The sequence below is a fragment of the Acinetobacter sp. YH01008 genome (assembly GCF_013420435.1).
In the GTDB taxonomy this organism is placed as follows: Bacteria; Pseudomonadota; Gammaproteobacteria; order Pseudomonadales; family Moraxellaceae; genus Acinetobacter; species Acinetobacter pseudolwoffii.
Genome location: NZ_VOYD01000014.1, coordinates 34179 through 55126, shown reverse-complemented (window position 1 = coordinate 55126; position 20948 = coordinate 34179). Strand labels below are relative to the sequence as shown.

Below are 20948 nucleotides of genomic sequence, written 5' to 3'. Positions count from 1 at the left end.
CACTCAAAATCTGAATGTTAGACGACTAAAGGTTAATTCTGTAACTCGTTATAAAGAAAAAGGACTGTCTGTTCATTGACCGTCCTTTTTCTGTGATGCGATTAGTCTGATTCTAACTTAGAATGCGAAATGTTCTGCATCCAGGTTCATCAATGGCTCTACACCTGTTGCGATCACGTCAACATGTGAACGAACGCGTGGCAGGATTTTCTTGAAGTAGAAGCGTGCAGTGGTCACTTTGGCATTGTAGAAGTCAACTTCAGTGGTGCCAGCAGCCAGTTGCTCTTGAGCAACCAGTGCCATACGTGCCCATAGGTAAGCCAGGGTGACATAACCAGAGAAGTACAGGTAATCGACCGCAGCTGCACCGACTTCTTCAGGGTTTTGCATCGCACGCATACCAATTTGCATGGTCAGGTCGCCCCATTCCTTGTTCAAGGCAGCCAATGGCTCAACGAATTCTTTCATTGCAGCATTGTCTTTGTGTGCTTCAGCAAATTTGTGGATCATCTTGGTGAAGTCTTTCAACATCGCACCTTGAGTACCCAACACTTTACGACCTAACAAGTCCAGCGCCTGAATTTCAGTGGTACCTTCGTACAAACAGGCAATACGTGTATCACGTACGATTTGCTCCATGCCATGCTCAGAAATGAAGCCATGACCACCGAAGACCTGCACACCGTGTTTCGCAGCTTCAGAACCGGTTTCAGTCAGGAATGCTTTTGCGATTGGGGTAAGTAGAGACAAGATATTGTCTGCAAATTTACGATCGGCTTCTTCTACAGCATGTTCAACCACGTCCGCATATTGCGCCAATAGGTAAACCAGTGCGCGACCTGCTTCAGCATATGCTTTTTGGGTTAGCAGCATGTTACGTACAGCTGGATGCACAATGATTGGATCTGCTTCTTTTTCCGGGCTCTTAGGGCCAGACAGTGAACGCATCGCCAGACGGTCTTTGGCGTAGGCAAGTGCACCCTGGAAAGAGCCTTCAGACGCTGCCAGACCTTGTACTGCCGTACCGATACGTGCGGTGTTCATGAAGGTGAACATGCAGTTCAGACCACGGTTTTCAGGGCCAATCAGGAAGCCTTTCGCGTTATCGAAGTTGATCACACAGGTTGCGTTACCGTGGATCCCCATTTTATGTTCGATTGAACCACAACGTACGCCATTGCGATCGGCAATAGAGCCATCGGCATTTAGGTTGAACTTCGGTACGATGAATAATGAAATACCTTTGGTACCTTTCGGTGCGCCCGGTAAACGTGCCAGTACGATATGGATGATGTTTTCAGCCATGTCGTGTTCACCCGCAGAGATGAAGATTTTCTCGCCAGAAATGGCGTAGCTACCATCTGCTTGTGGCTCGGCTTTGGTACGGATAATACCCAGGTCAGAACCTGCATGCGATTCGGTCAGGCACATGGTACCCGTCCACTCACCTGAAACCAGTTTAGGCAGGTAAGCATCTTTTTGTTCAGCTGAACCGTGGTGTTCTAAAGTACGAACTGCACCGTGAGACAGGCCAGGGTACATGCCCCATGCCCAGTTCGCAGTACCGACCATTTCAGAAATGGTAATCCCTAAAGAATTTGGTAAACCTTGACCGCCATACTGTTCTTCAGCAGAAAGTGAAGGGAAGCCAAGCTCGATGTATTTTTGATACGCTTCTTTAAAGCCTGTTGGTGTAGTCACCACGCCGTCATTCCAGGTACAACCTTCACGGTCGCCCGCCTGGTTAATCGGAGAAAGTTCATTTTCACAGAAATCAGCCGCAGCTTCTAAGTACTGATCTACCAGTTCACGGCTTACGTTTTCTTGGAATGCAGGGAGATTTGCATAGTGTTGTTCAGCATTTAATAATTCATGCAACACAAATTGCATATCACGTAAAGGCGCTTTGTATTGTGGCATATCGGTTTCCTCAATACTGGTTTAACCAGCGTTATAATCTTAGATGAACTAAAAACGTATCTTCACTGACACGGTTTGGAATGATTCTAATCCTGCAACATCTTCCCCTGCGGTACAAGCTTTTCAGGGGGATTTCTTGGTGACTGTAAAGTCAAAGATTAATATGCATGACGTATTAAACATATTGAGTATAAAGGCTTTAGTCATATTTTGTATGATACGAATAGTCAACTATCCAAGGTAAATAGCACGCAATAAAAAAGCACCCGAAGGTGCTTGTCGTGAATCATTGATTCCTATGCATTAATAGGCAGATGTTTTGGGCTGGAAACGAACATGACATTGACCATTCACTGTTTGTTCACCTACTTTGATCTGTGCAGCCGTACCATCTTTCTTGCCTTGACAGGCTTGCAGCATCGCTTGTTGTTGTGCCTGACGCTGAGCCAGACGTTGATCAAACTGTTTGGTCAATTCTGCACGTTTTGCATCAGTTAATGCTTCACCGCGCATCATGCCGCCACGGACATCGGCACGCATTGGACGATGTTCACCTTTCATGCCGCGGTGTTCACCGCGCTGGCCTTGCATGTTTTTACGATCGGCTTTAAAAACGATAGTGCAGCTGCCATCAATGGTTTTATCACCGGCCTTGATTTGAACCGCTGAACCTACGGCTTTATTGTCACAGGCCTGTTGCAGCTGTTTGGCAAATTGCAGACGTTCCGCACGCTTTTCCTTAAACTGCTCGCGCTGTTCAGGCGAAAGATGATGCTGTTTTTTACCCTCATGATGATGTTTCATCATTTGGCGATGATCATTGTTCGGTACATTACTGGTAGATTGACAGGCAGTCAAAGCACCCATAGAAAGAACACTGGCACTGATTAAGGCTATTTTTGTCATGGCTTGCATTGTATTTATTCCCGTCAAGAACCTGATTTTATGTCAGGTAAAGATTAAACAATAAAGATGAAGAAACAATGAAGAGTTTTTTGATGCCATGTTCGCTACAATAATGAATATAGAAGAAAAATTGAGATTTCTGTTTTGAACATTCGCCGTATTCCGATTGCATTACGTCTATTTTTGACCGTACTGTTGACCACGCTGGTTATTACCACAGTGAGTCTGGGTGTACTGCATCTGAATATGCAGCGTAATTTCGCCCGCTATGTGGCTGATGTCGAAATGCAGAAACTGGATTATGTGATTAAAAATCTGGCGGATGTCTATGCGGTGTATCAGGACTGGGGCAATGCGATTCAGGCCCAGATTCTACAAATGGAAGGGGAGGCTGCGCCAGATGATTATGATCGTTTATCACGCTGGTGGCTGCGCCGTCAGTATGATATTGCCTTGCAGCAGCGCTATTTTCAGGAACAGACCCTGGTTCAAGTCGCACCCAGTATGGTCGATCCGGCTTTGCCACCGCGTCAGGTCAATGAAGAAGAGTTACGCCTCCTGGCTTCCAATCTACCCTCTCAGTTTCAGCCCTTTGAAGGCCTAAAATTTCCGCTGAGTTCCAATCAGAATCTGTTTAGAACTGACCGTAAGAATGGCGAACAAGCAGCACAGCAGCCGACCGGCAAGAAGCAGTTTATCCAGATGCCGGATCGTCTTGGTCTCAGTTCACGTCTTTCGCTGTATGATGCAAAACGGCGCTTTGTGGTCGGTGAGGCTTCAGATGAGCAGATTTCCTATCGCCCGATTATGGTGAATAATCAGATTGTCGGCTATTTGGGCTTAAAGCCGGTTCTGGATCAGGATGATGCCTTAAGTATTAATTTTTTTAGTAATCAAAAGCGTTATTTGTTCTTGGTCTATGCGCTCAGTATTTTGGCCAGTCTGATTGCCTCCTTGTTATTGGCGACTTATTTCAAGAAACCAATTCAACGTTTGCTGAATGGTACGCGTGCTCTGACCCAAGGCAATTATCAGTATCAGGTCAAAGTCAACCGCAATGATGAATTGGGTGATTTGTCCAATGAATTAAATGCCTTGGCTGTGATTCTGGATCAGCATGAAACCTCACGCCGTCAATGGGTGGCAGATACCTCACATGAATTGAAAACGCCACTGGCGGTATTGCAGGCACAGATTGAAGCGATGCAGGATGGGATTCGTAAACCCACCCCTGAACATTTTGCTTCCATGCTGGCGCAGGTCACCAGCCTGAAAAAACTGACACAGGATCTGGCCGCATTGGCACAGGCCGATGCGCAGCAATTGCAATTTTACTTCTCGACGGTGAATCCGTGGGAGGTGGTACAGCAGGAACTGATCAACTTCCAGCCAAACTTTGAACAGGCCAAATTGACGGTCACCGCAAATGGCGAAGATACTGAGTTAAATCTGGATCTGGACCGCTTTAAACAGATTGTGGCCAACTTGCTGAGTAATAGTATTCGCTATACTGAAGCGGGCGGGCAGGTGCATATTCATAGCATGCAGGATGAGAAAGAATGGACCTTATATGTCGATGACAGTCCATTTGGTTTGAGCGATGAGCAACTGGCGCGGATTGGCGAGCGTTTCTACCGTGTCGATGATTCGCGTACCCGGGCGACTGGCGGAACTGGGCTTGGTTTGGCATTATCATGTAAAATTACGCAGGCGCTGGGTGGCAGCTTAAGCTTTGCGCATTCACCACTCGGTGGTTTACGCTGCAAACTGAGTTTTCCTAAACAAATGAAACCCTAAAGGAAATATATTGATGAAACATGTCATGCTGGTTGAAGATGAAATCGAACTTGCACAATTGGTGCGAGACTATCTGGAAGCTGCTGGTTTTGAGGTCAGTATGTTTCATGATGGGCAGGAAGCATATAACAGTTTTACCCAGCGTAAACCAAGTCTGATGATTCTGGACTTGATGGTGCCGCGTATGGACGGCCTGACCATTTGCCGTAAAGTACGTGAACAGTCAGACTTGCCGATTATTATGGTAACCGCGCGTACTGAAGAAATTGACCGTGTGTTGGGTCTGAATATGGGGGCAGATGATTATCTCTGTAAACCATTTAGTCCGAAAGAACTGGTTGCGCGCGTACAGGCTGTGTTACGTCGTTTGGATCGTAAATCAGAACCGGAAAGCAATGATTTATTCCGTATGGACAAATCCCAGCAGCGTATCTGGTACCAGCAAAAAGCTTTGAATTTAACGCCGACCGAATTCCGTTTGCTGGAGTTATTCTTGGAACATGTCGGACAGGTATATTCACGTGCACAATTGCTGGATCATATTAATCCGGACAGTTTTGATGTGGCAGACCGTGTGATTGACAGTCATATCAAGAATTTGCGCCGTAAGATTTCAGATGCGGCTGAAACCGGCAATCGTCATGAGTGGATTCAGGCAGTGTACGGTGTCGGTTACCGTTTTGAATATCCTGAAGATTGATTTGGGATTGAGATAAAAAAGCGAATCAGGTATGGTTCGCTTTTTTTTGGGACTAGACACTAACATCTAGATTAGACAGAGAACACTGCACTTTTCAAAAGCGCAATCCTCAGTATCTCAGTTGTTTTTAACTTTACTATTGACAACTCATAAAAGTTTATCACTAAATAAATGTTCACTTACATAAATAGATATCAAGTAGGCGGTGGGATTGCATTAAGAAAAAATGTTTTTAAAGCAAAAACGTTGAACATCCTTAATTTTGCTGAATGTTTTACCTTTTACTGACTTGAATATGTCCGGGTTTTTTAATAATTCTTCTGCCTGAGTGTAACTCAGTTGATTTTTGCGTAATTGATCAATTGTAGTGCTCTGTCTCACCTCAAACATAGATTCAGTCCAGCTTCCATATTCCGGGAGGTAAAAAAGTCGATCTCCATATGTCCAAAAACTCCCTTTGATTGGAATCCCTTTGTATAAGGGAGGCTGAATGAACAGATCTTCCTCTTTTTTCCATTGAGAGAAGGGCATATTGTTTAGCATTCTAATTTCTGAAGTTGTTGAGCATAATTCAGAAAAAAACATGAATAAAGTGCTTGAGAAGGTTTGATATTTTCTAAAAAAATAAATGTGCTTACCATTACTGAATACACTTGGGGATAATCTGTGAAGTTCTGAGATAAAGGAATTTTTGTTGAGGACTTCGAGTTGAAGCTTTTGAGTATTAAAAAAAGCGATTTGATCCTCAGAAGTAAAAATTGGGAAAAAGGTATGATTGTCATCTTTTTTAATTATCTTTAGATTTGGATAATCAATTTTATGTGATTGATAAAAATAGCGATCGCTTAGTGGGTCATATAAGTAAATTTCGAAGTCAAATGGAATGGATTTTAAAGCGTCATTGTAATTTAAATCTAAAATTTCATGTTTATAAAAAACATTTTTTTGATCTGTGATATAGCTGTTTTCTTGCCAGATTTTTTCATGGGGTTGAAAGGAGGTTAAATATCTTAAGTGATATGGATCTGTTGATTTTAATTGTTGTCCTTCAACATAGGTCGATTCACCATTCGTCACGATATTTTTAATTATTAGCTTATAGTTTTGCTTACCATTTTTTAACTGATATAGAGGATAGTGGTATCCTGATTTTGTAATTTTTTCCCCCAATAACATCGCATCTATTTTTTCAGATAAAGTAGGATCGATCGAATCTGAACTTGCCCTAAAATTCCAATCACAAAAATAAGTATTTTGATGATCAGTCAGATAGCCCCCTCCCAGATAAATTAAACGAGAAGGGCTTAGATTAGGAATTTTTTGAAATCCACAATACACATTGTTCTTATCTAGGGCTATATTTTTTCTTCGACTTTGATCTTGATCAAAAGAATCTTTCCAATGGAAATGTTGAGCCAATGTTTTAAATGAGTTTACATCTGCTTCTAGAATGGGAACGCCATATCGAGCAAGTGGAATGGGGAAAAAGTAATAAATTTGATTATTTAATTTTTGAAAATGATACGATTCATTTTTAACAAGAGCGACCCCTGTACGGTCAAAATAATCTGTGATGAGTCCTGGAGGGGAGAATTGCGCTAAGCGTTCCTCCTTGCTTAAAGTAGGTTTGGTGAATTGAGGAAATAGATAGATTAAGACTAGTATGGTTAAAGCAATCCCTATCATTTTTATGTTTGACATGCATCCTCACATGAGCAATGAAATTTTATTCTTGAAGTATTAGGTTATTTAATTTTTGGTTCTTAATAGAGAAATTCTCTGTCTTTCAACTTTCTTTAATTTTGCCACAACTAACTCATAAGAATTCAGTACTAAATCTTTGATCAAAGCTTCATCCAAATCTTCGTTAGCATAGACCGAAATCCAGTGCTGTTTATTCATGTGCCAGCCCGTATGAATATAAGGATAAATATCCCGTAGCATTGCACCGTGATCAGGCTCAACTTTTAAATTGATAGCAGCTTTGCCTTGCAGATGAAAAGCCAACATAAAGACTTTATCCATGACTTTAAATGCATCGCAATCCTCGCCAAAAGGCTGTGTCACTGTGACTTCAGGAAGTTTTATCGCTGTTTCTGTGGCAAGTTCATGTAAAGGCATAAGCTGATTTTATAGAGGCTAAATTGTGGATAACGCTTAAATTATCCACAATTTTTGTTTTTGATGTGAATAAATTAAGACGAACAACTCACCATCACTTCCGGTACATCACTTGGCAATGGTGCTAAATCTTCAGCATGTTCCAGATCTGGCTGTTTCAGATAAGGCTGGCTGAGCAATTTAAACAAACGATCGACTTCGGAAAAATCATCACGCTCTGCCCGTTCAATGGCTTTCTGTGCCATGTGATTGCGCAGAATGTAATGCGGATTGGCTTGCTTCATGGCGGCATCCAGTTCTTCAATATCCTGATGTGCACGAATAGTTTCATATTGTGTCAGGAAAGCTTCAAACTGACGGCGATCCAGACAATCATCTTTAATAGCGTCATAGTCTTTATTTTGCAGGCGGATAAAACTCTGGGTGTAATCCAGTTGCTCACTTTGCAAGATTCGTAAAAATGCCATCGCACAGTCAAAACTGTCTTTATGGAAACCTGGTAAACCCATTTTCTGGTTTAAACCGTGTTTGTAATGTTCCAAGAATGTCGGCTCATAATGTTCCAGACAGCCGGCCAGATCCTGTTTCCATTGTTCTTTGTCATAATTCACAGGGCAGAGGGGAACCAGATTGTTTAACCATTGCCACAAGTTCCAGTGCCCGATACTTGGTTGTTGCTGATAGGTATAACGCCCCTGATAATCCGAATGGTTATTGATCCAGTTCGGACGGAAGCGTTCCATAAAGCCATAAGGACCAAAGTCCAAAGTCGAGCCGGTAATATTCAGATTGTCAGTATTCATCACGCCATGCGCGAAGCCAACCAGTTGCCATTTGGCAATCATGACGGCAGTGCGCTGAATAACTTTGGTGGCAAAGCTCAGAATCGGCTGTTCGGCTTGCAGGCATTCCGGATAATGCCATTCAATACATTTCTGGGTAAATTCAGCCAGCAGATCCGACTGATACTGATTGATCCATTCAAAATGCCCGAAACGAATATGACAGTCTGAGGTACGTAACATCATCGCACCCGGCTCCAGCCTTTCGCGCTGAATACCTTGCATTGAGGAAGTAAAACCTACTGCATTACTGGATGCTACACCCAAAGCATTTAATGCATGACCCGCCAGATATTCACGAATCACTGAACGCAGCACTGCACGCCCATCACCCATACGCGAATAGGGCGTTGCACCCGCACCTTTTAAATGCAGGTCAATAATCTGACCTTCCTGATCAAGGATCTGTGCAATTAACAGGCCGCGACCATCTCCCAATTGTCCAGCCCATTGACCAAACTGATGACCTGCGTAGACCATGGCCAAGGGTTGAAACTCAGCAAAGACTTTCTGACCACTACACATCTCGACCCATTGCGCTTTGTCTTCATCTGACCATTGCAGTTGTTCTGCCAAAGCTACGTTAAAATGCCCGGCTTTTGCGCCTTTCAACGGTAGCGGAACTTGATGGTGGTAAAGGGCAGCAGGAAGGGTTTGATAACGAGAGTTAAAATACATGGCACTCAGTACAGGCTTGGAATACCTTGACTATAACAAAGTTGCCTGTAGAAAACTGTTGTATAAACGAGAGTTCAAGTTATCTTTCTTTCAGACATAAAAAAAGCCCCGATTGGGGCTTTTTTGTGAGCAGTTTTTATTAAGATACTGCTGATTTTTTCAAATTACGAACCAGTAGATTTAAGGTTGCCCGGTGATGGGATAAACGCTGTTCAACCAGCTGGAATTCAACTTTCAGTTTGTCATCCATCTGGTGAATTTTTTCTGCCATAGAAGCCTTTTTCACCTGAATTTCTTGCTCTTTCAGTTTGGCCCAGTCATTTAAAGTTTGGGTAAAGGCATCATATTCCTGTGCAATCTTGGTTTTCACAGTAATGATGTCTTCAGAAACATCATGACCATAGACCGCAAGATCCTGTTCAGCATATTTAAACTTCATCGCCAGTTCCGCTTTTTTGATATTAAAGCTAGGAATACGACGTAAGTTTTTGGCTAAACCCAGTTTAGAGCAGGTCCAGATCAACCATTTGGTTGGATCGTATTGCCACCATTTCACGCCATTACGGTAATCGTACTGGAAAATGTGGTGGTAATTATGATAACCCTCACCCCAGGTGGCAATCGCAAGTACGAAGTTGTCACGTGCAGTGTTCTCGTCGGTATAAGGACGATTGCCCCACATGTGACACAGCGAGTTGATGAAGAAAGTCACATGATGGCTTAGGATTAAACGCACTAATCCACCCAGCAGCAAGACTCCCCAGACATCGCCAACTGCCCAGCCAATTGGAAGCAAAATAGCAGCATGAACGGCAATCACTAATGGAATATAGTATTTGTCCTGAAACATGACGACTTTGTCTTTTAACAGATCTGGCGCATTTTTATAGTTTGCCACACCTGATGGATAATCACGTAACATCCAGCCGATATGTGCATACCAGAAACCTTTGTTGATCGAGTACGGATCTTGATCCACATCATCGACATGACGATGATGAGTACGGTGACCAGATGCCCAGAACAAGATACTATTCTGTACAGCAAATGTACCCATAATCATTAAGATGATTTTTAATGGTAGAGTGGCTTCATAAGCACGATGTGCCCACAGGCGATGGTATCCTGCTGTAATGCCAAGGCTGCTTACGCCCAGTAAAACAAACATGCTGATCCAAGCGGCGGCGCTAAAATCATGGTGATACGCATATAACGGAATTGCAATCAGGGCGACAATGGGTAATAACACCAATGCAAACACCGCAATCCAGTTAATGGGGGCTTTGGGTAAGGGAGCATTCATCTCCAACAGCACTCCTAGAACCTCGGAAGGTTTAACAAAAAGCAGAAACCACTGTTGATTTTAACAGCAGCCTATCTTGTTTATATTAGCATGTGGCCTATAGCATCACTAGCATTATTGTACGGTTGTATTGTACTTGTCAGTAACAGGATAAGTAGGGCAAAAACGACCATTTTGCCAGTCTAGACGGGGCTTGATTTCCGACTAAGTGACTGAGGATTATCGGTCTTTTAGACTATTTAATTGGGCTAATATTAAGCGATTTAACTGTTCATCATTTCTACAATATTGCCAGAAAATTTGCAGAATATATCTCATAGACAATTAATTTAACATTCAAGTCGAATCAATCTAAAAGTCAGACACGCTTTAATAGCTTGACATGAAATCGAGCTGTCTTAAATAAAACGATTTGAACTGATCAATAATCAGGCTGTTTTTTAGAGTTGCTGCAGCATCAGTTTTGGGTAATCGGTAATTAGCCCTTGAATTCCCCAATCACGCAGCTCTTTGGCTCGGCTCACATCATTGACCGTCCAGACACTGATATTTAATTCAGCAGCCTGGGTGGCCTGAATCAGGTCTTTGCTGGCCAGCTCATTCATCCAGCCAATATGACAGCAATCCAGTTCTAGCGCCTGATCAATCGCTTGATATTTTAGGTCGGTTTCGATGAGTAAACCGCGTTTTAGCCGGGAATTTTGCTGTTTGAAGGCTTGCAGGACTTTGGCATCAAAACTGGTAATGATGGCCGCCTGCTCATAGCCTTGCAGTTGCTGTGCAACGCCCAGTGCAATTTTCTCAGCCGCAGCTTCGGAATCGACACTTTTGATTTCGACTTCAATATGCTCAAAGTCTCGAATGACATTTAAGGTCTGATTTAAAAGGGGAGTGGCTTCGACTTTATTCCAGTCTGACCAGGTCACAGCATGATTATAGTGTGCAAGATCTTGACGATTGCATTCATATAAATGCTTTTGCAAACCTGTGGTTCGCACAAAATCATCATCATGCATGATGATTAAGGCATTGTCTTTGAGCTGACGCACATCAAACTCAACGGCGCGAATACCGATGTCTTGAATATATTGAAAACCGCCTAGGGTATTTTCAGGGGCTTCGCCACGTGCACCACGATGACCAATTATGCGCATAGACTGCCCATAAATTGAGAAGTTGATTTCATTGTATGCGTGCTATGTGACAAAAAGATGATAAGGCTTATTGTCGTCAGATGCACTGTAAAATCAAGATACATCTGACGCGTATTTTTAGATTTAGAATCAAGAAATAATTCTAGTTTTCGATGCTGTCATTGATATTTTTTTGCCACAGCACTTCTGAACCGCCCTCGCTGCGTTGCAAGGTGCGCGATGCTACAAATAGCCAGTCTGATAAACGGTTCAGCAGTTGTAGCGACGCTGCCTGAATATTCTGGTCGCGAGAGTGGACTGACATCACGCTACGTTCTGCCCGGCGGCAGACTGCGCGCGCCTGATGGGCAAAGCTGCAGACTAAAGTGCCAGCAGGCAGAATAAAGTCTTTGAGCATTGGCAAGGCTTCATTCATCCGGTCGATATCATTTTCTAGAAAATCAATCGACACAGGTTGTACCAGATTAAAACCCGGAATACACACTTCACCACCGAGATCAAATAACCAGTGTTGAATTAGGCTTAAAGATTTGTCCCAAGTGGCTTTATCTTCAATCGTGCTTGCTGAAATCTGTGCACGTAATACGCCAATTACGGCATTGAGTTCATCCACATCACCGAGCGCATCAATACGTAAATCGTCTTTGGCAACGCGAGAACCATCACCTAAACCTGTGGTGCCTGAATCGCCTGTGCGGGTATAAATTTTACTTAAGCGGTGACCCATGTAAGTTCCTTAAATAATGAAATGCTGTAAATAAAAAGAATCATGCCATAGCCATGACATGATCCCAAAAGTATTTGCTTGAACTTGGATGGGCTTAATATTTAAAGGTCACACCGGCAGATGCGAGGCGACCACCGTTGATGTAATATTCATCACCACCATATGAAGCAGTTTTAAATTTCACATCACCAATATTTTTGATATTGCTAAATAACTTAATATTAGGATTAAGATTCCAATAGCCATTTAGGTCTACAGTTGCATATCCGGGAACTTCTTCCGAATCAGCAACATTAGAGATTTTAGAGGTAGATTTTGCGATGAGTGTGGCGCTTAAACCATACAAACTATTTTCTAATCCAATCGTTGTTGAAAGTGATTGACGAGGGCGTCGAATAAGTTCTAAGCCAGTATCCTTATTTTCAGTTCTAACATAAGCATACTCGCCAATTATAAAGAAATCATCTTTTTGCCATGTTAAGCCGAATTCGCCACCTTGCATTTGGGCTTTTCTAATATTGTCATAGGTCTTATCTTTCTTCCCTACTTCGATCAGGCGAGTATCAATTAGGTTATCAACCTGAGTTTCATAGAGTGCTGCGTTTAAAGATAAACTATTTGTGAGCTGATGATCTAAACCGATTTCATACGAAATACTTTCTTCAGGTTTTAGGTCAGGATTTCCGTAAGTACCTCCCCAAGTTGCATTATCGTAAGAATAGTAAAGTTGGTTACCTGTAGGTGCTTTAAAACCAGTTCCGATATTGCTGTAAATACTAGTTTTAGCATTTAGATTATATCGACCTGCAAGTTGACCTACAATATGGCTACCAAATTCATCATGATCCTCTAGGCGTAAACCAGCTTGCGTATGAACTTTATTGGTATCGTAATTATGTTGCACATAATATCCAATACTGTCTAAATCTTGTTTTTGCCCCAAGATTGAATAACTTTCAATATTCGTCTGGTTTAAACTGGCCCCTAAAAGAAGATGCTGTGTATTAGATAATTTCCATTTTGCACTTAAATCAGCTTCATCACGTTCAGTGTTAAATAGATAGCTATTTCCGGCTCCTAATAATTCATCTTTGAAGTTTGAGTATTGTCCATTCAGTAAAAGGTTCGGTGAAACTTGAGCACTTGCTTTAGCAATAAGGACTTGGTTTAAAAAATCTTGTGAGCCGCCATAGTAAATATTAGTTCCTTCATTCTCACTAAAACTAAGACTTGCACTATATTTTTCTTTATTGAGGCCTAATTTAGCACTATAGCCTTTCTGATCGTATCCCGCGTTTACTTTAGCTTTGTTCGTTACAGGCGTACCATCACTTTCAAGGCGCTGACCTTTAATTTGAGCATATAAACCTGACTGATCTACAAAATCTGCACCAATAATAGATTTATAGGTATGATTTTCACCAATTTCATTGGTTAATGATATCCCTGTTTTTTTAGGTGTAGCAGAAATCACATTGATGACACCACCAATCGCATCTGTACCATACTGAACGGATGCAGGACCTCTTAAGACTTCAATACGTTCAATATCGCTTAAATCTATATAAGGAATATTAGAGCCACCATCTAGAGCGGTATTTAAACTGACGCCATCTTTTAAAAATAGAAGGTGCTTTGAATCTGTACCACGAAGGAACGCAGATGTCGTTTGACCAATACCACCTGATTGCACAATGTTAATAGATGCTTCTCTATTCAGTAGAGAACCTAAATCTGCAATAGGAGATTGTTGAATGGTTTTTTCATCAATCACTGAAATCCGCGCAGGTACATTTTCTATCTTTTCTTCAGAACGTGTGGCAGTCACCACAATGGTATCTAAAGAGGCTTTCGCAACTTTTTGCTCGGCAGCCTGAACAGATGAAGTGAAACCCAAGGCAAGTGCGATCGCACCTACTAAGGCAGTAGGTTGACAATGAAGTGACATGTTAAAGCTCCCTACATTCACTTCCCCGTGAATGATTGAGTTATAGAACACAACAAGCAGGTTTCCGGACTTAAATGTGCAAAGCAGCGACTTTGCTGTATATCCACCTTCCCACATCAAGATGCAGTGGTGTAAACCGAAGAGTTTAAATTGATAGACGTTTCATTTTTTACCGTTGCGGGGGCAGTGCTGGATTTACACCAGCTTCCCTAAAGCCTGAAGGCTTGGACTTGCTGCAAAGTGAGCGCAGTATAAAGTCAGTATGAGTTATATACAATCTGCATAGAGAATAATCCGGATGAACTTTACGCAAGTCAGAAAAATTGCATTACAATGATTTGCCCCAATCTTATAGATTGTTCAATACATTGGTAGATCTAGAGCCAACATAATATGCGAACCCGTGCCAAAATTTGTGGAATCACCCGAGTCGAAGATGTTCATGCTGTGGTGAACGCAGGTGCAGATGCGATAGGATTCGTATTTTATCCACCGAGTCCCCGAGCTGTTACAGCAGAGCAAGCTGCTCAACTGGTTCAAGCCATTGCACCTTATGTGCAAGTGGTTGGACTGTTCGTGAATCATTCAGCTAATGAGATTCAGGATATCTTGCAAACGGTTCATCTTGATATTGTGCAATTCCATGGTGATGAAACGCCGGAACAATGTCAGACAATCGCTCAACAGGTCGGACGCCGCTGGTACAAGGCCATTCAGGTCAAACCTGATCTTGACGTAGTTACAGAAATTCAACGTTATCAAGATGCTGGTGCGAGTGCAGTGCTGTTAGACGCATGGCATCCTGATCTGAAAGGTGGTACGGGCCACAGCTTCGATTGGGAGACATTTCCCAAACTTGATATTCCCTTGATCTTGGCAGGCGGTTTAAATCCTGACAATATCGAACAGGCAATTCTCACCACACAGGCCTATGCCGTAGATGTGAGTGGCGGTGTCGAGTCCGCAAAAGGTATTAAAGACCAACAACTCATAGAACGCTTTATGCAAGGAGTCCATCGTGGATCAGCAAAATACTAGCCAGAACAGTCAGGCAGTTGACTATACCCAATTCCCGGATGAACGCGGGCATTTCGGTATTCATGGCGGACGTTTTGTGTCAGAAACACTCATGGCGGCTTTAGAAGACTTGGAAAAGCTCTACTTCCGTATGAAAGATGATGCACAGTTTTTGGCAGAATTTGACCGTGATCTGGCGTTTTACGTCGGTCGTCCGAGTCCTTTATATCATGCTGAACGATGGTCGAAAGAGTTGGGTGGTGCGCAAATTTATCTGAAACGTGAAGACCTGAACCATACCGGTTCGCATAAGGTCAACAACACTATTGGTCAGGCCTTGCTTGCAAAATTGTCAGGTAAAAAACGTATTATTGCCGAAACAGGTGCCGGTCAGCATGGTGTAGCAACTGCCACAATTGCAGCACGTTTAGGTCTTGAGTGCGTGGTATTTATGGGCGCTGAAGATGTCAAACGTCAGGCCATGAACGTGTACCGTATGCGTTTGCTCGGTGCGACAGTTGTGCCTGTACAAAGTGGCTCTAAAACCTTGAAAGATGCCATGAACGAAGCCATGCGTGACTGGGTAACCAATGTCGATTCTACTTATTACGTGATTGGTACTGTGGCAGGTCCACATCCATATCCGCAGCTGGTTCGTGATTTCCAGTCGATCATTGGTCGTGAAGCACGCCGTCAGATTCAGGAGCAGGCAGGCCGTCTGCCAGATGCACTGGTCGCATGTGTTGGTGGTGGATCCAATGCCATGGGCTTGTTCTACCCATTCCTGAACGATCAAGACGTGAAAATGTATGGAGTAGAAGCAGCAGGTTTGGGTATTGAAACTGGTAAGCACTCTGCGCCGTTAAATGCCGGTCATGTCGGTGTACTGCATGGAAACCGAACTTACCTGATGTCGGATAAAGAAGGTCAGATCATTGAAACGCATTCAATTTCTGCCGGTCTGGATTATCCGGGTGTGGGGCCAGAACATAGCTTCCTGAAAGATATGGAACGTGTGAACTATGTACCGATCACGGACAATGAAGCCCTACAGGGTTTCCGTGATTTAACCAAGATTGAAGGCATTATTCCGGCGCTTGAAAGCGCACATGCCATGGCTTATGTGTCTAAACTTGCACCGACCATGGACAAGGATCAAATCATTATTGCGACGGTTTCAGGTCGTGGTGATAAAGACTTGATGACTGTGGCACGTATTGATGGCGTGGAAATGGTTGAGATGTAACTGTTCTGATCAGCCTCTCCCTATGGGATAGGTTTGGAGAGGGTAAGTTAAAAAAAATCGTGCTAAGAAAACTTGGCACGATTTTTTATTGAGTAGATTTTGAAAAAACACACTGGTATGGAATTAAGAAAACTCACCTTCAGCGCGTTCTTTGGCCCATTCGCGTAAAACAAATTTCTGCAATTTTCCGGTCGAGGTTTTTGGAATTTCGGTAATCACAACATCTTTAGGCACTTTAAAACGTGCCAGATGCTGTTTGCAGAATTCCATAATCTCTTCCGCTGTTGCAGTTTGTCCTGCTTTGAGTTCTACAAAGGCACATGGTACTTCCTGCCAGCGTGGATCCGGCTTGGCCACAACAGCTGCCGTTAAAATGGCAGGATGCTGATACAGCACTTCTTCGACTTCTAGCGAGGAAATATTTTCCCCTCCGGAAATAATCACGTCTTTAGATCGGTCAGTAATTTTGGCATAGCCATCAGGCTGACACACGGCCAGATCGCCGGTATGGAACCAGCCACCGGCAAAAGCTTCTGCGGTCGCTTCCGGATTTTTCAAATAACCTTTCATCACGATATTGCCACGGAACATGATCTCGCCCATGGTCTGACCATCATGCGGAACTTCCTGCATGGTGTCAGGATCAAGCACTTTCATACCATCTTGTAGCGGATATGGCACACCCTGACGTGAATGCAATTGCGCCTGTTCCTGAATAGACAAATCACTCCAGCCGGCCTGTGATGCACAGAGCGCAGAAGGGCCGTAGGTTTCAGTCAAGCCATAGACATGTGTGACGTTAATTCCGATATTACGCATGCCTTCAATAATTGCAGCCGGCGGGGCAGCACCCGCCACCATGACTTCGACACGATGGTCAATTTTGGTCTTTTTCTCTTCAGGCGTATTGATCAGCATCGACAGGACAATCGGTGCGCCACAGAAGTAATCGACTTTATGTTCAGCAATTAGTTTGAAAATCAGTTCGGCATCGACTTTACGCAGGCAGACGTTGGTTCCGCCGTTGGCCGCCATAGTCCATGCAAAGCACCAGCCATTACAGTGGAACAGTGGCAGTGTCCATAAATAGGTCGCGCGAGGCATCATGCCACAAGCAATGATATTACTGGCTGCATTAATGTAGGCACCGCGGTGATGATAAACCACACCTTTCGGATTACCCGTGGTTCCAGAGGTGTAACTTAAGCTAATCGCATCCCATTCATCTTGAGGCAAATGCCAGTCAAAATTTGCATCGCCTTGGGCAATCCAGTCTTCATATTCGATTTGACCAATACGGCTGTCTTCACCTTCAAACTCTGCATCGGCCACATCAATCACATAGATCTCTTGTGAAACCAGCGCCAGTGCTTCGGTCGCAAGTGCAGTAAATTCAGGGTCGACCAATAAGACTTTGCTTTCAGCATGTTCCAGCATAAAGGCGAGCGTCTTGGCATCCAGACGGGTATTTAAGGTATTGAGTACCGCACCTGCCATCGGCACAGCAAAGTGCGCTTCAATCATGGCAGGGACGTTAGGCAGCAGGACAGACACGGTATCATTTTTACCGATGCCTAATTTTTGGAGTTGGTTGGCAAACTGACGGCAGCGATTGTATTTTTCACGCCAGGTAATGCGGCGCTGACCATGAATAATCGCATTTTGATTCGGATAGATATAAGCTGCACGATCTAGATAGCGTAAAGGTGACAAGGCTACAAAATTTGCGGGGGTACGCGGTAATTCATCGTATGCGCTAACCATGGTAAAACTCCGTTGTATCGTTATTTTCATATCCTTTTGAAAAGATATGCACTTCTTCGAAATCTTGCATTTATGCTTTAGTCGAGTAAATTAATATAAATTTTAAGTCATTGAATATTAATTAAAATATTTAGCCCTATTTGATTTTTTTGAACCCGTGGGTTCCCATATTTGATTTTTTAGGTATTTTACTCTAATTGAGTCAGTAAAATAATATGAGCCAGAGAATAATAATGAAAATACAACAGGCGAATGCAGTCTGGCGAAACTGGTCAGGGAGTCAGCACAGCGCTCCTCAAGTTTTTCAGCCCAGAGAAATAAGCGAATTACAAGGTTTGGTGAAGTCACAGGCAAAGATTCGTGCAGTAGGTGCGGGGCATTCATTTAGTGCTTTGGCTAAAACCAATGATGTGCTGCTTCATCTCGATCATTTAAAAGGTGTGGTGGCTTTGGATGAGGCAAAAGTTCAATGTACCGTGCACGCTGGTACGCGTTTATATGATTTAGGTGAATATCTTGCCCCGATCAATCAAGCTTTACCCAATCAGGGTGATATTGATCAGCAAAGTCTGGCGGGAGCGATTTCCACGGGAACGCATGGCACCGGCATCGATTTACCCTGTTTATCTGCTTTTGTGGACGGTTTTGAATTGCTGACTGCAGATGGAGAGCTATTGCAATGTGATCATCAGCAGAATACCGAGATATTTCAAGCGGGGCGTGTGGCGTTAGGTAGTCTGGGGATATTGACCAAAATTACCCTGCAAAATCGTCCGCGCTATAAATTAAAAGAACAGATTCGGCTGTGTCCATTAAAAGAAGTATTTGCGCATATCGATCAATGGAAACATCAGCACCGGCATATTGAATTTTGGGCTTTTCTTCATTCTGATCAGGTCATGCTAAAAACCCTGGATGAAACGAATGATGAAATTCAGCCAAGGCAGGAGAACTGGCCATCTGAAGATGCATTATTGACTTTGTGTTCTGAATTGACCCGATTTATTCCTGCATCTAATCCTTATCTGCAAAAATTATTGGGTGTTTTTGTTAAACCGAGTTGTTATGTGGATTGGTCATCCCGGATTTTTCCGACTCCGCGTCAGACCAGATTTAATGAAATGGAATATCAGCTTCCGGTCGATTCCGGCTTGCAGTGTCTGCAGGAGGTTTTAGCCACCTTAAGGAAGCAGAATGTGCCGATGTTCTTTCCAGTCGAGTTTCGTTATGTCAAAGCCGATGAGATATGGCTGAGTCCTTTTTATCAGCGTGATTCGGTTTCGATTTCGATTCATCAGTTTTATAAACAGGATTGCCGAGCTATTTTCGATCTGGTCGAGCCGATTTTTCAGAAGTATCAGGGACGGCCACATTGGGGAAAGTTGCACAGCATGACAGCCGCTTCGCTGTGTGATCTTTACCCAAAATGGGATGATTTTATGAGATTGCGCCAGCAACTGGATCCGCAGCAAAAATGGCTGAATCCCTATTTAAAACAATTATTTTTGTCTGAATAGCAGGAGCGAATTATGCAATCGAAGTATTTTCAGCAACTGACCCAAGATTTGCAGCAGCAGGGAACTGGTACACCGCAACTGATTCTGGATCTGGCTCAATATCAGCAGAATCTGGAGATTGTACAGGCAAAAATCCCTGCGCAGCTCAAGCCGCGTCTGGTGGTGAAGTCTCTAGCCAGTATCCAGCTACTCAAACTGGCCAGTGAAAAGCTGAATACCCGACGATTTATGGTATTTCATTTACCCCATCTTTTAGAAATGATGAGAGCATTTGAACAGGCCGATATCTTGCTAGGTAAGCCAATGCCGATTCATGCGGTACAAGGTTTTTATCAAAACGTTCCTGAACAAAATAAAGCAAATGATCAAAGCAATATTCAATGGCTGGTCGATGACATAAAACGCTTGAAGCAATATCTGCAATTCGCTCAAGAATCTAATCTTCAGTTAAATATCAATATTGAAATTGATGTCGGCTTACATCGTGGTGGGGTGAGTAGCCAGCAACAGTTAATAGCCTTACTCAAACTCATTCAGCAACATCCCGACGCTCTCAGGCTTTCGGGGTTGATGGGCTATGATGCACATGTCGCCAAATTGCCGAATATTTTGAAAAGCCCCGAAAAAAGTTATCAGCAATCGCAGCAGATTTATCAACAATATAAAAATACTATTCAGCAGCAATTCCCAGATTTATGGCGGGCAGATTTGTGTTTTAACGGTGGTGGCAGTCCGACCTTTATGCAGCATTGCCAGCAGAGTGTCTGTAATGATCTGGCTTTTGGCTCGATGCTGCTCAAACCCAGTGACTTCGATCTGGACAATTTATCCGCTTTAAAATGTGCGCTCTGGATTGCCACACCGATTTTAAAGGTATTGTCTTATAGCCAGATTCCGGGTCTGGAAATGCTGAATCATTTGCCGCATCGGCATAAAGCACTGTTTATCTATGGTGGCTATTGGCAGGCAGATTATATTTATCCTGAAAAAAGCCGGCCGCATCTGTTGTATGGTCGCAGTAGTAATCAGGAAATGCTTCAGGTACCTAGGCAATGCAATATTCATGTCGATGATTATGTGTTTTTAAGGCCGACACAAAGTGAAGCCATCATTCCGCAATTTGCCCAGCTCTATGTTTATCGTGAGAGAACATTTATTGAGTGGCAGACTTTCCGGGAATAACCACATTTTGAATTAAGAGATGAGCCTAAGTCTTTAAAGATCAGGGAAAGATTTGGGGGTAAATCTGATTTTTATTGGGGAAAAGGTTTAATCATGCGGCCAAGCCGTGTAAAATTCGAATCGATT

At 43.1% G+C, this 20948-nt stretch carries 16 protein-coding genes and 1 riboswitch; of the genes, 6 read left to right on the top strand and 10 right to left on the bottom strand.

Annotation, left to right across the window (positions count from 1 at the left end; all coding sequences use genetic code 11):
- Positions 1-117 precede the first annotated feature (117 nt).
- A complete protein-coding gene (locus FTT75_RS09560; protein ID WP_005172595.1) occupies positions 118-1920 on the bottom strand; it encodes an acyl-CoA dehydrogenase C-terminal domain-containing protein in 1803 nt (600 codons plus the stop codon).
- A gap of 303 nt (positions 1921-2223) precedes the next feature.
- Positions 2224-2835 carry a hypothetical protein gene (locus FTT75_RS09555; protein ID WP_180186319.1) on the bottom strand — a complete coding sequence of 204 codons (612 nt, stop codon included), beginning with the start codon at positions 2833-2835 and terminating at the stop codon, positions 2224-2226.
- Between the two features lie 135 nt (positions 2836-2970).
- On the opposite strand from FTT75_RS09555, the gene baeS reads away from it, so the two are divergent.
- Together baeS and FTT75_RS09545 are read left to right on the top strand one after the other, a co-directional pair.
- Positions 2971-4623 (top strand): sensor histidine kinase efflux regulator BaeS, encoded by a 1653-nt coding sequence (baeS, locus tag FTT75_RS09550; protein WP_180186318.1) that lies wholly within the window; start codon positions 2971-2973, stop codon positions 4621-4623.
- A 13-nt stretch (positions 4624-4636) separates the two neighbouring features.
- A complete protein-coding gene (locus FTT75_RS09545; protein WP_004278304.1) occupies positions 4637-5323 on the top strand; it encodes a response regulator in 687 nt (228 codons plus the stop codon).
- Positions 5324-5539: 216 nt separating this feature from the next.
- Here the strand turns inward: FTT75_RS09545 and FTT75_RS09540 are convergent, their stop codons facing one another.
- From FTT75_RS09540 to FTT75_RS09510, 7 genes are all read right to left on the bottom strand, one after another.
- Entirely contained in the window at positions 5540-7024 is a 1485-nt protein-coding gene (locus tag FTT75_RS09540) for a DKNYY domain-containing protein (RefSeq protein ID WP_180186317.1), read from the bottom strand.
- 48 nt (positions 7025-7072) lie between these two features.
- Positions 7073-7444: an MmcQ/YjbR family DNA-binding protein gene (locus tag FTT75_RS09535; protein WP_180186316.1), complete on the bottom strand. Its 372-nt coding sequence runs from the start codon at positions 7442-7444 to the stop codon at positions 7073-7075.
- 74 nt (positions 7445-7518) lie between these two features.
- Positions 7519-8964 (bottom strand): YdiU family protein, encoded by a 1446-nt coding sequence (locus tag FTT75_RS09530; protein ID WP_180186315.1) that lies wholly within the window; start codon positions 8962-8964, stop codon positions 7519-7521.
- Between the two features lie 139 nt (positions 8965-9103).
- Positions 9104-10267 (bottom strand): acyl-CoA desaturase, encoded by a 1164-nt coding sequence (locus FTT75_RS09525; protein WP_005095770.1) that lies wholly within the window; start codon positions 10265-10267, stop codon positions 9104-9106.
- 440 nt (positions 10268-10707) lie between these two features.
- Positions 10708-11421, bottom strand: a complete 714-nt coding sequence (locus FTT75_RS09520) for a glycerophosphodiester phosphodiesterase (protein WP_005095772.1) — start codon at positions 11419-11421, stop codon at positions 10708-10710.
- Between the two features lie 142 nt (positions 11422-11563).
- A complete protein-coding gene (locus FTT75_RS09515) occupies positions 11564-12148 on the bottom strand; it encodes a cob(I)yrinic acid a,c-diamide adenosyltransferase (RefSeq protein ID WP_005172582.1) in 585 nt (194 codons plus the stop codon).
- 94 nt (positions 12149-12242) lie between these two features.
- Entirely contained in the window at positions 12243-14096 is a 1854-nt protein-coding gene (locus tag FTT75_RS09510; RefSeq protein ID WP_180186314.1) for a TonB-dependent siderophore receptor, read from the bottom strand.
- Positions 14097-14133: 37 nt separating this feature from the next.
- A riboswitch (cobalamin riboswitch) is annotated at positions 14134-14345 on the bottom strand.
- A gap of 144 nt (positions 14346-14489) precedes the next feature.
- Here FTT75_RS09510 and FTT75_RS09505 point away from each other — a divergent pair.
- Positions 14490-15134: a phosphoribosylanthranilate isomerase gene (locus FTT75_RS09505; RefSeq protein WP_100329207.1), complete on the top strand. Its 645-nt coding sequence runs from the start codon at positions 14490-14492 to the stop codon at positions 15132-15134.
- Positions 15115-16359 carry a tryptophan synthase subunit beta gene (gene trpB / locus FTT75_RS09500; protein WP_180186313.1) on the top strand — a complete coding sequence of 415 codons (1245 nt, stop codon included), beginning with the start codon at positions 15115-15117 and terminating at the stop codon, positions 16357-16359. The genes FTT75_RS09505 and trpB overlap by 20 nt, the downstream gene beginning before the upstream one ends.
- Positions 16360-16482: 123 nt before the next feature.
- Here trpB and FTT75_RS09495 read toward each other — a convergent pair whose 3' ends face one another.
- Positions 16483-18123 (bottom strand): acyl-CoA synthetase, encoded by a 1641-nt coding sequence (locus FTT75_RS09495; protein WP_005095781.1) that lies wholly within the window; start codon positions 18121-18123, stop codon positions 16483-16485.
- A gap of 233 nt (positions 18124-18356) precedes the next feature.
- On the opposite strand from FTT75_RS09495, the gene FTT75_RS09490 reads away from it, so the two are divergent.
- Positions 18357-19640: a D-arabinono-1,4-lactone oxidase gene (locus FTT75_RS09490; protein WP_180186312.1), complete on the top strand. Its 1284-nt coding sequence runs from the start codon at positions 18357-18359 to the stop codon at positions 19638-19640.
- A gap of 12 nt (positions 19641-19652) precedes the next feature.
- Positions 19653-20822 carry an alanine racemase gene (locus tag FTT75_RS09485; RefSeq protein WP_180186311.1) on the top strand — a complete coding sequence of 390 codons (1170 nt, stop codon included), beginning with the start codon at positions 19653-19655 and terminating at the stop codon, positions 20820-20822.
- Positions 20823-20948 lie beyond the last annotated feature (126 nt).

Bases quoted from the DNA above. Each gene is read 5' to 3' on its own strand.
- FTT75_RS09560 (WP_005172595.1), bottom strand. From the start codon at position 1,920: ATGCCACAATACAAAGCGCCTTTACGTGATATGCAATTTGTGTTGCAT.
- FTT75_RS09555 (WP_180186319.1), bottom strand. From the start codon at position 2,835: ATGCAAGCCATGACAAAAATAGCCTTAATCAGTGCCAGTGTTCTTTCT.
- FTT75_RS09545 (WP_004278304.1), top strand. From the start codon at position 4,637: ATGAAACATGTCATGCTGGTTGAAGATGAAATCGAACTTGCACAATTG.
- FTT75_RS09540 (WP_180186317.1), bottom strand. From the start codon at position 7,024: ATGTCAAACATAAAAATGATAGGGATTGCTTTAACCATACTAGTCTTA.
- FTT75_RS09535 (WP_180186316.1), bottom strand. From the start codon at position 7,444: ATGCCTTTACATGAACTTGCCACAGAAACAGCGATAAAACTTCCTGAA.
- FTT75_RS09530 (WP_180186315.1), bottom strand. From the start codon at position 8,964: ATGTATTTTAACTCTCGTTATCAAACCCTTCCTGCTGCCCTTTACCAC.
- FTT75_RS09525 (WP_005095770.1), bottom strand. From the start codon at position 10,267: ATGAATGCTCCCTTACCCAAAGCCCCCATTAACTGGATTGCGGTGTTT.
- FTT75_RS09520 (WP_005095772.1), bottom strand. From the start codon at position 11,421: ATGCGCATAATTGGTCATCGTGGTGCACGTGGCGAAGCCCCTGAAAAT.
- FTT75_RS09515 (WP_005172582.1), bottom strand. From the start codon at position 12,148: ATGGGTCACCGCTTAAGTAAAATTTATACCCGCACAGGCGATTCAGGC.
- FTT75_RS09510 (WP_180186314.1), bottom strand. From the start codon at position 14,096: ATGTCACTTCATTGTCAACCTACTGCCTTAGTAGGTGCGATCGCACTT.
- FTT75_RS09505 (WP_100329207.1), top strand. From the start codon at position 14,490: ATGCGAACCCGTGCCAAAATTTGTGGAATCACCCGAGTCGAAGATGTT.
- FTT75_RS09495 (WP_005095781.1), bottom strand. From the start codon at position 18,123: ATGGTTAGCGCATACGATGAATTACCGCGTACCCCCGCAAATTTTGTA.
- FTT75_RS09490 (WP_180186312.1), top strand. From the start codon at position 18,357: ATGAAAATACAACAGGCGAATGCAGTCTGGCGAAACTGGTCAGGGAGT.
- FTT75_RS09485 (WP_180186311.1), top strand. From the start codon at position 19,653: ATGCAATCGAAGTATTTTCAGCAACTGACCCAAGATTTGCAGCAGCAG.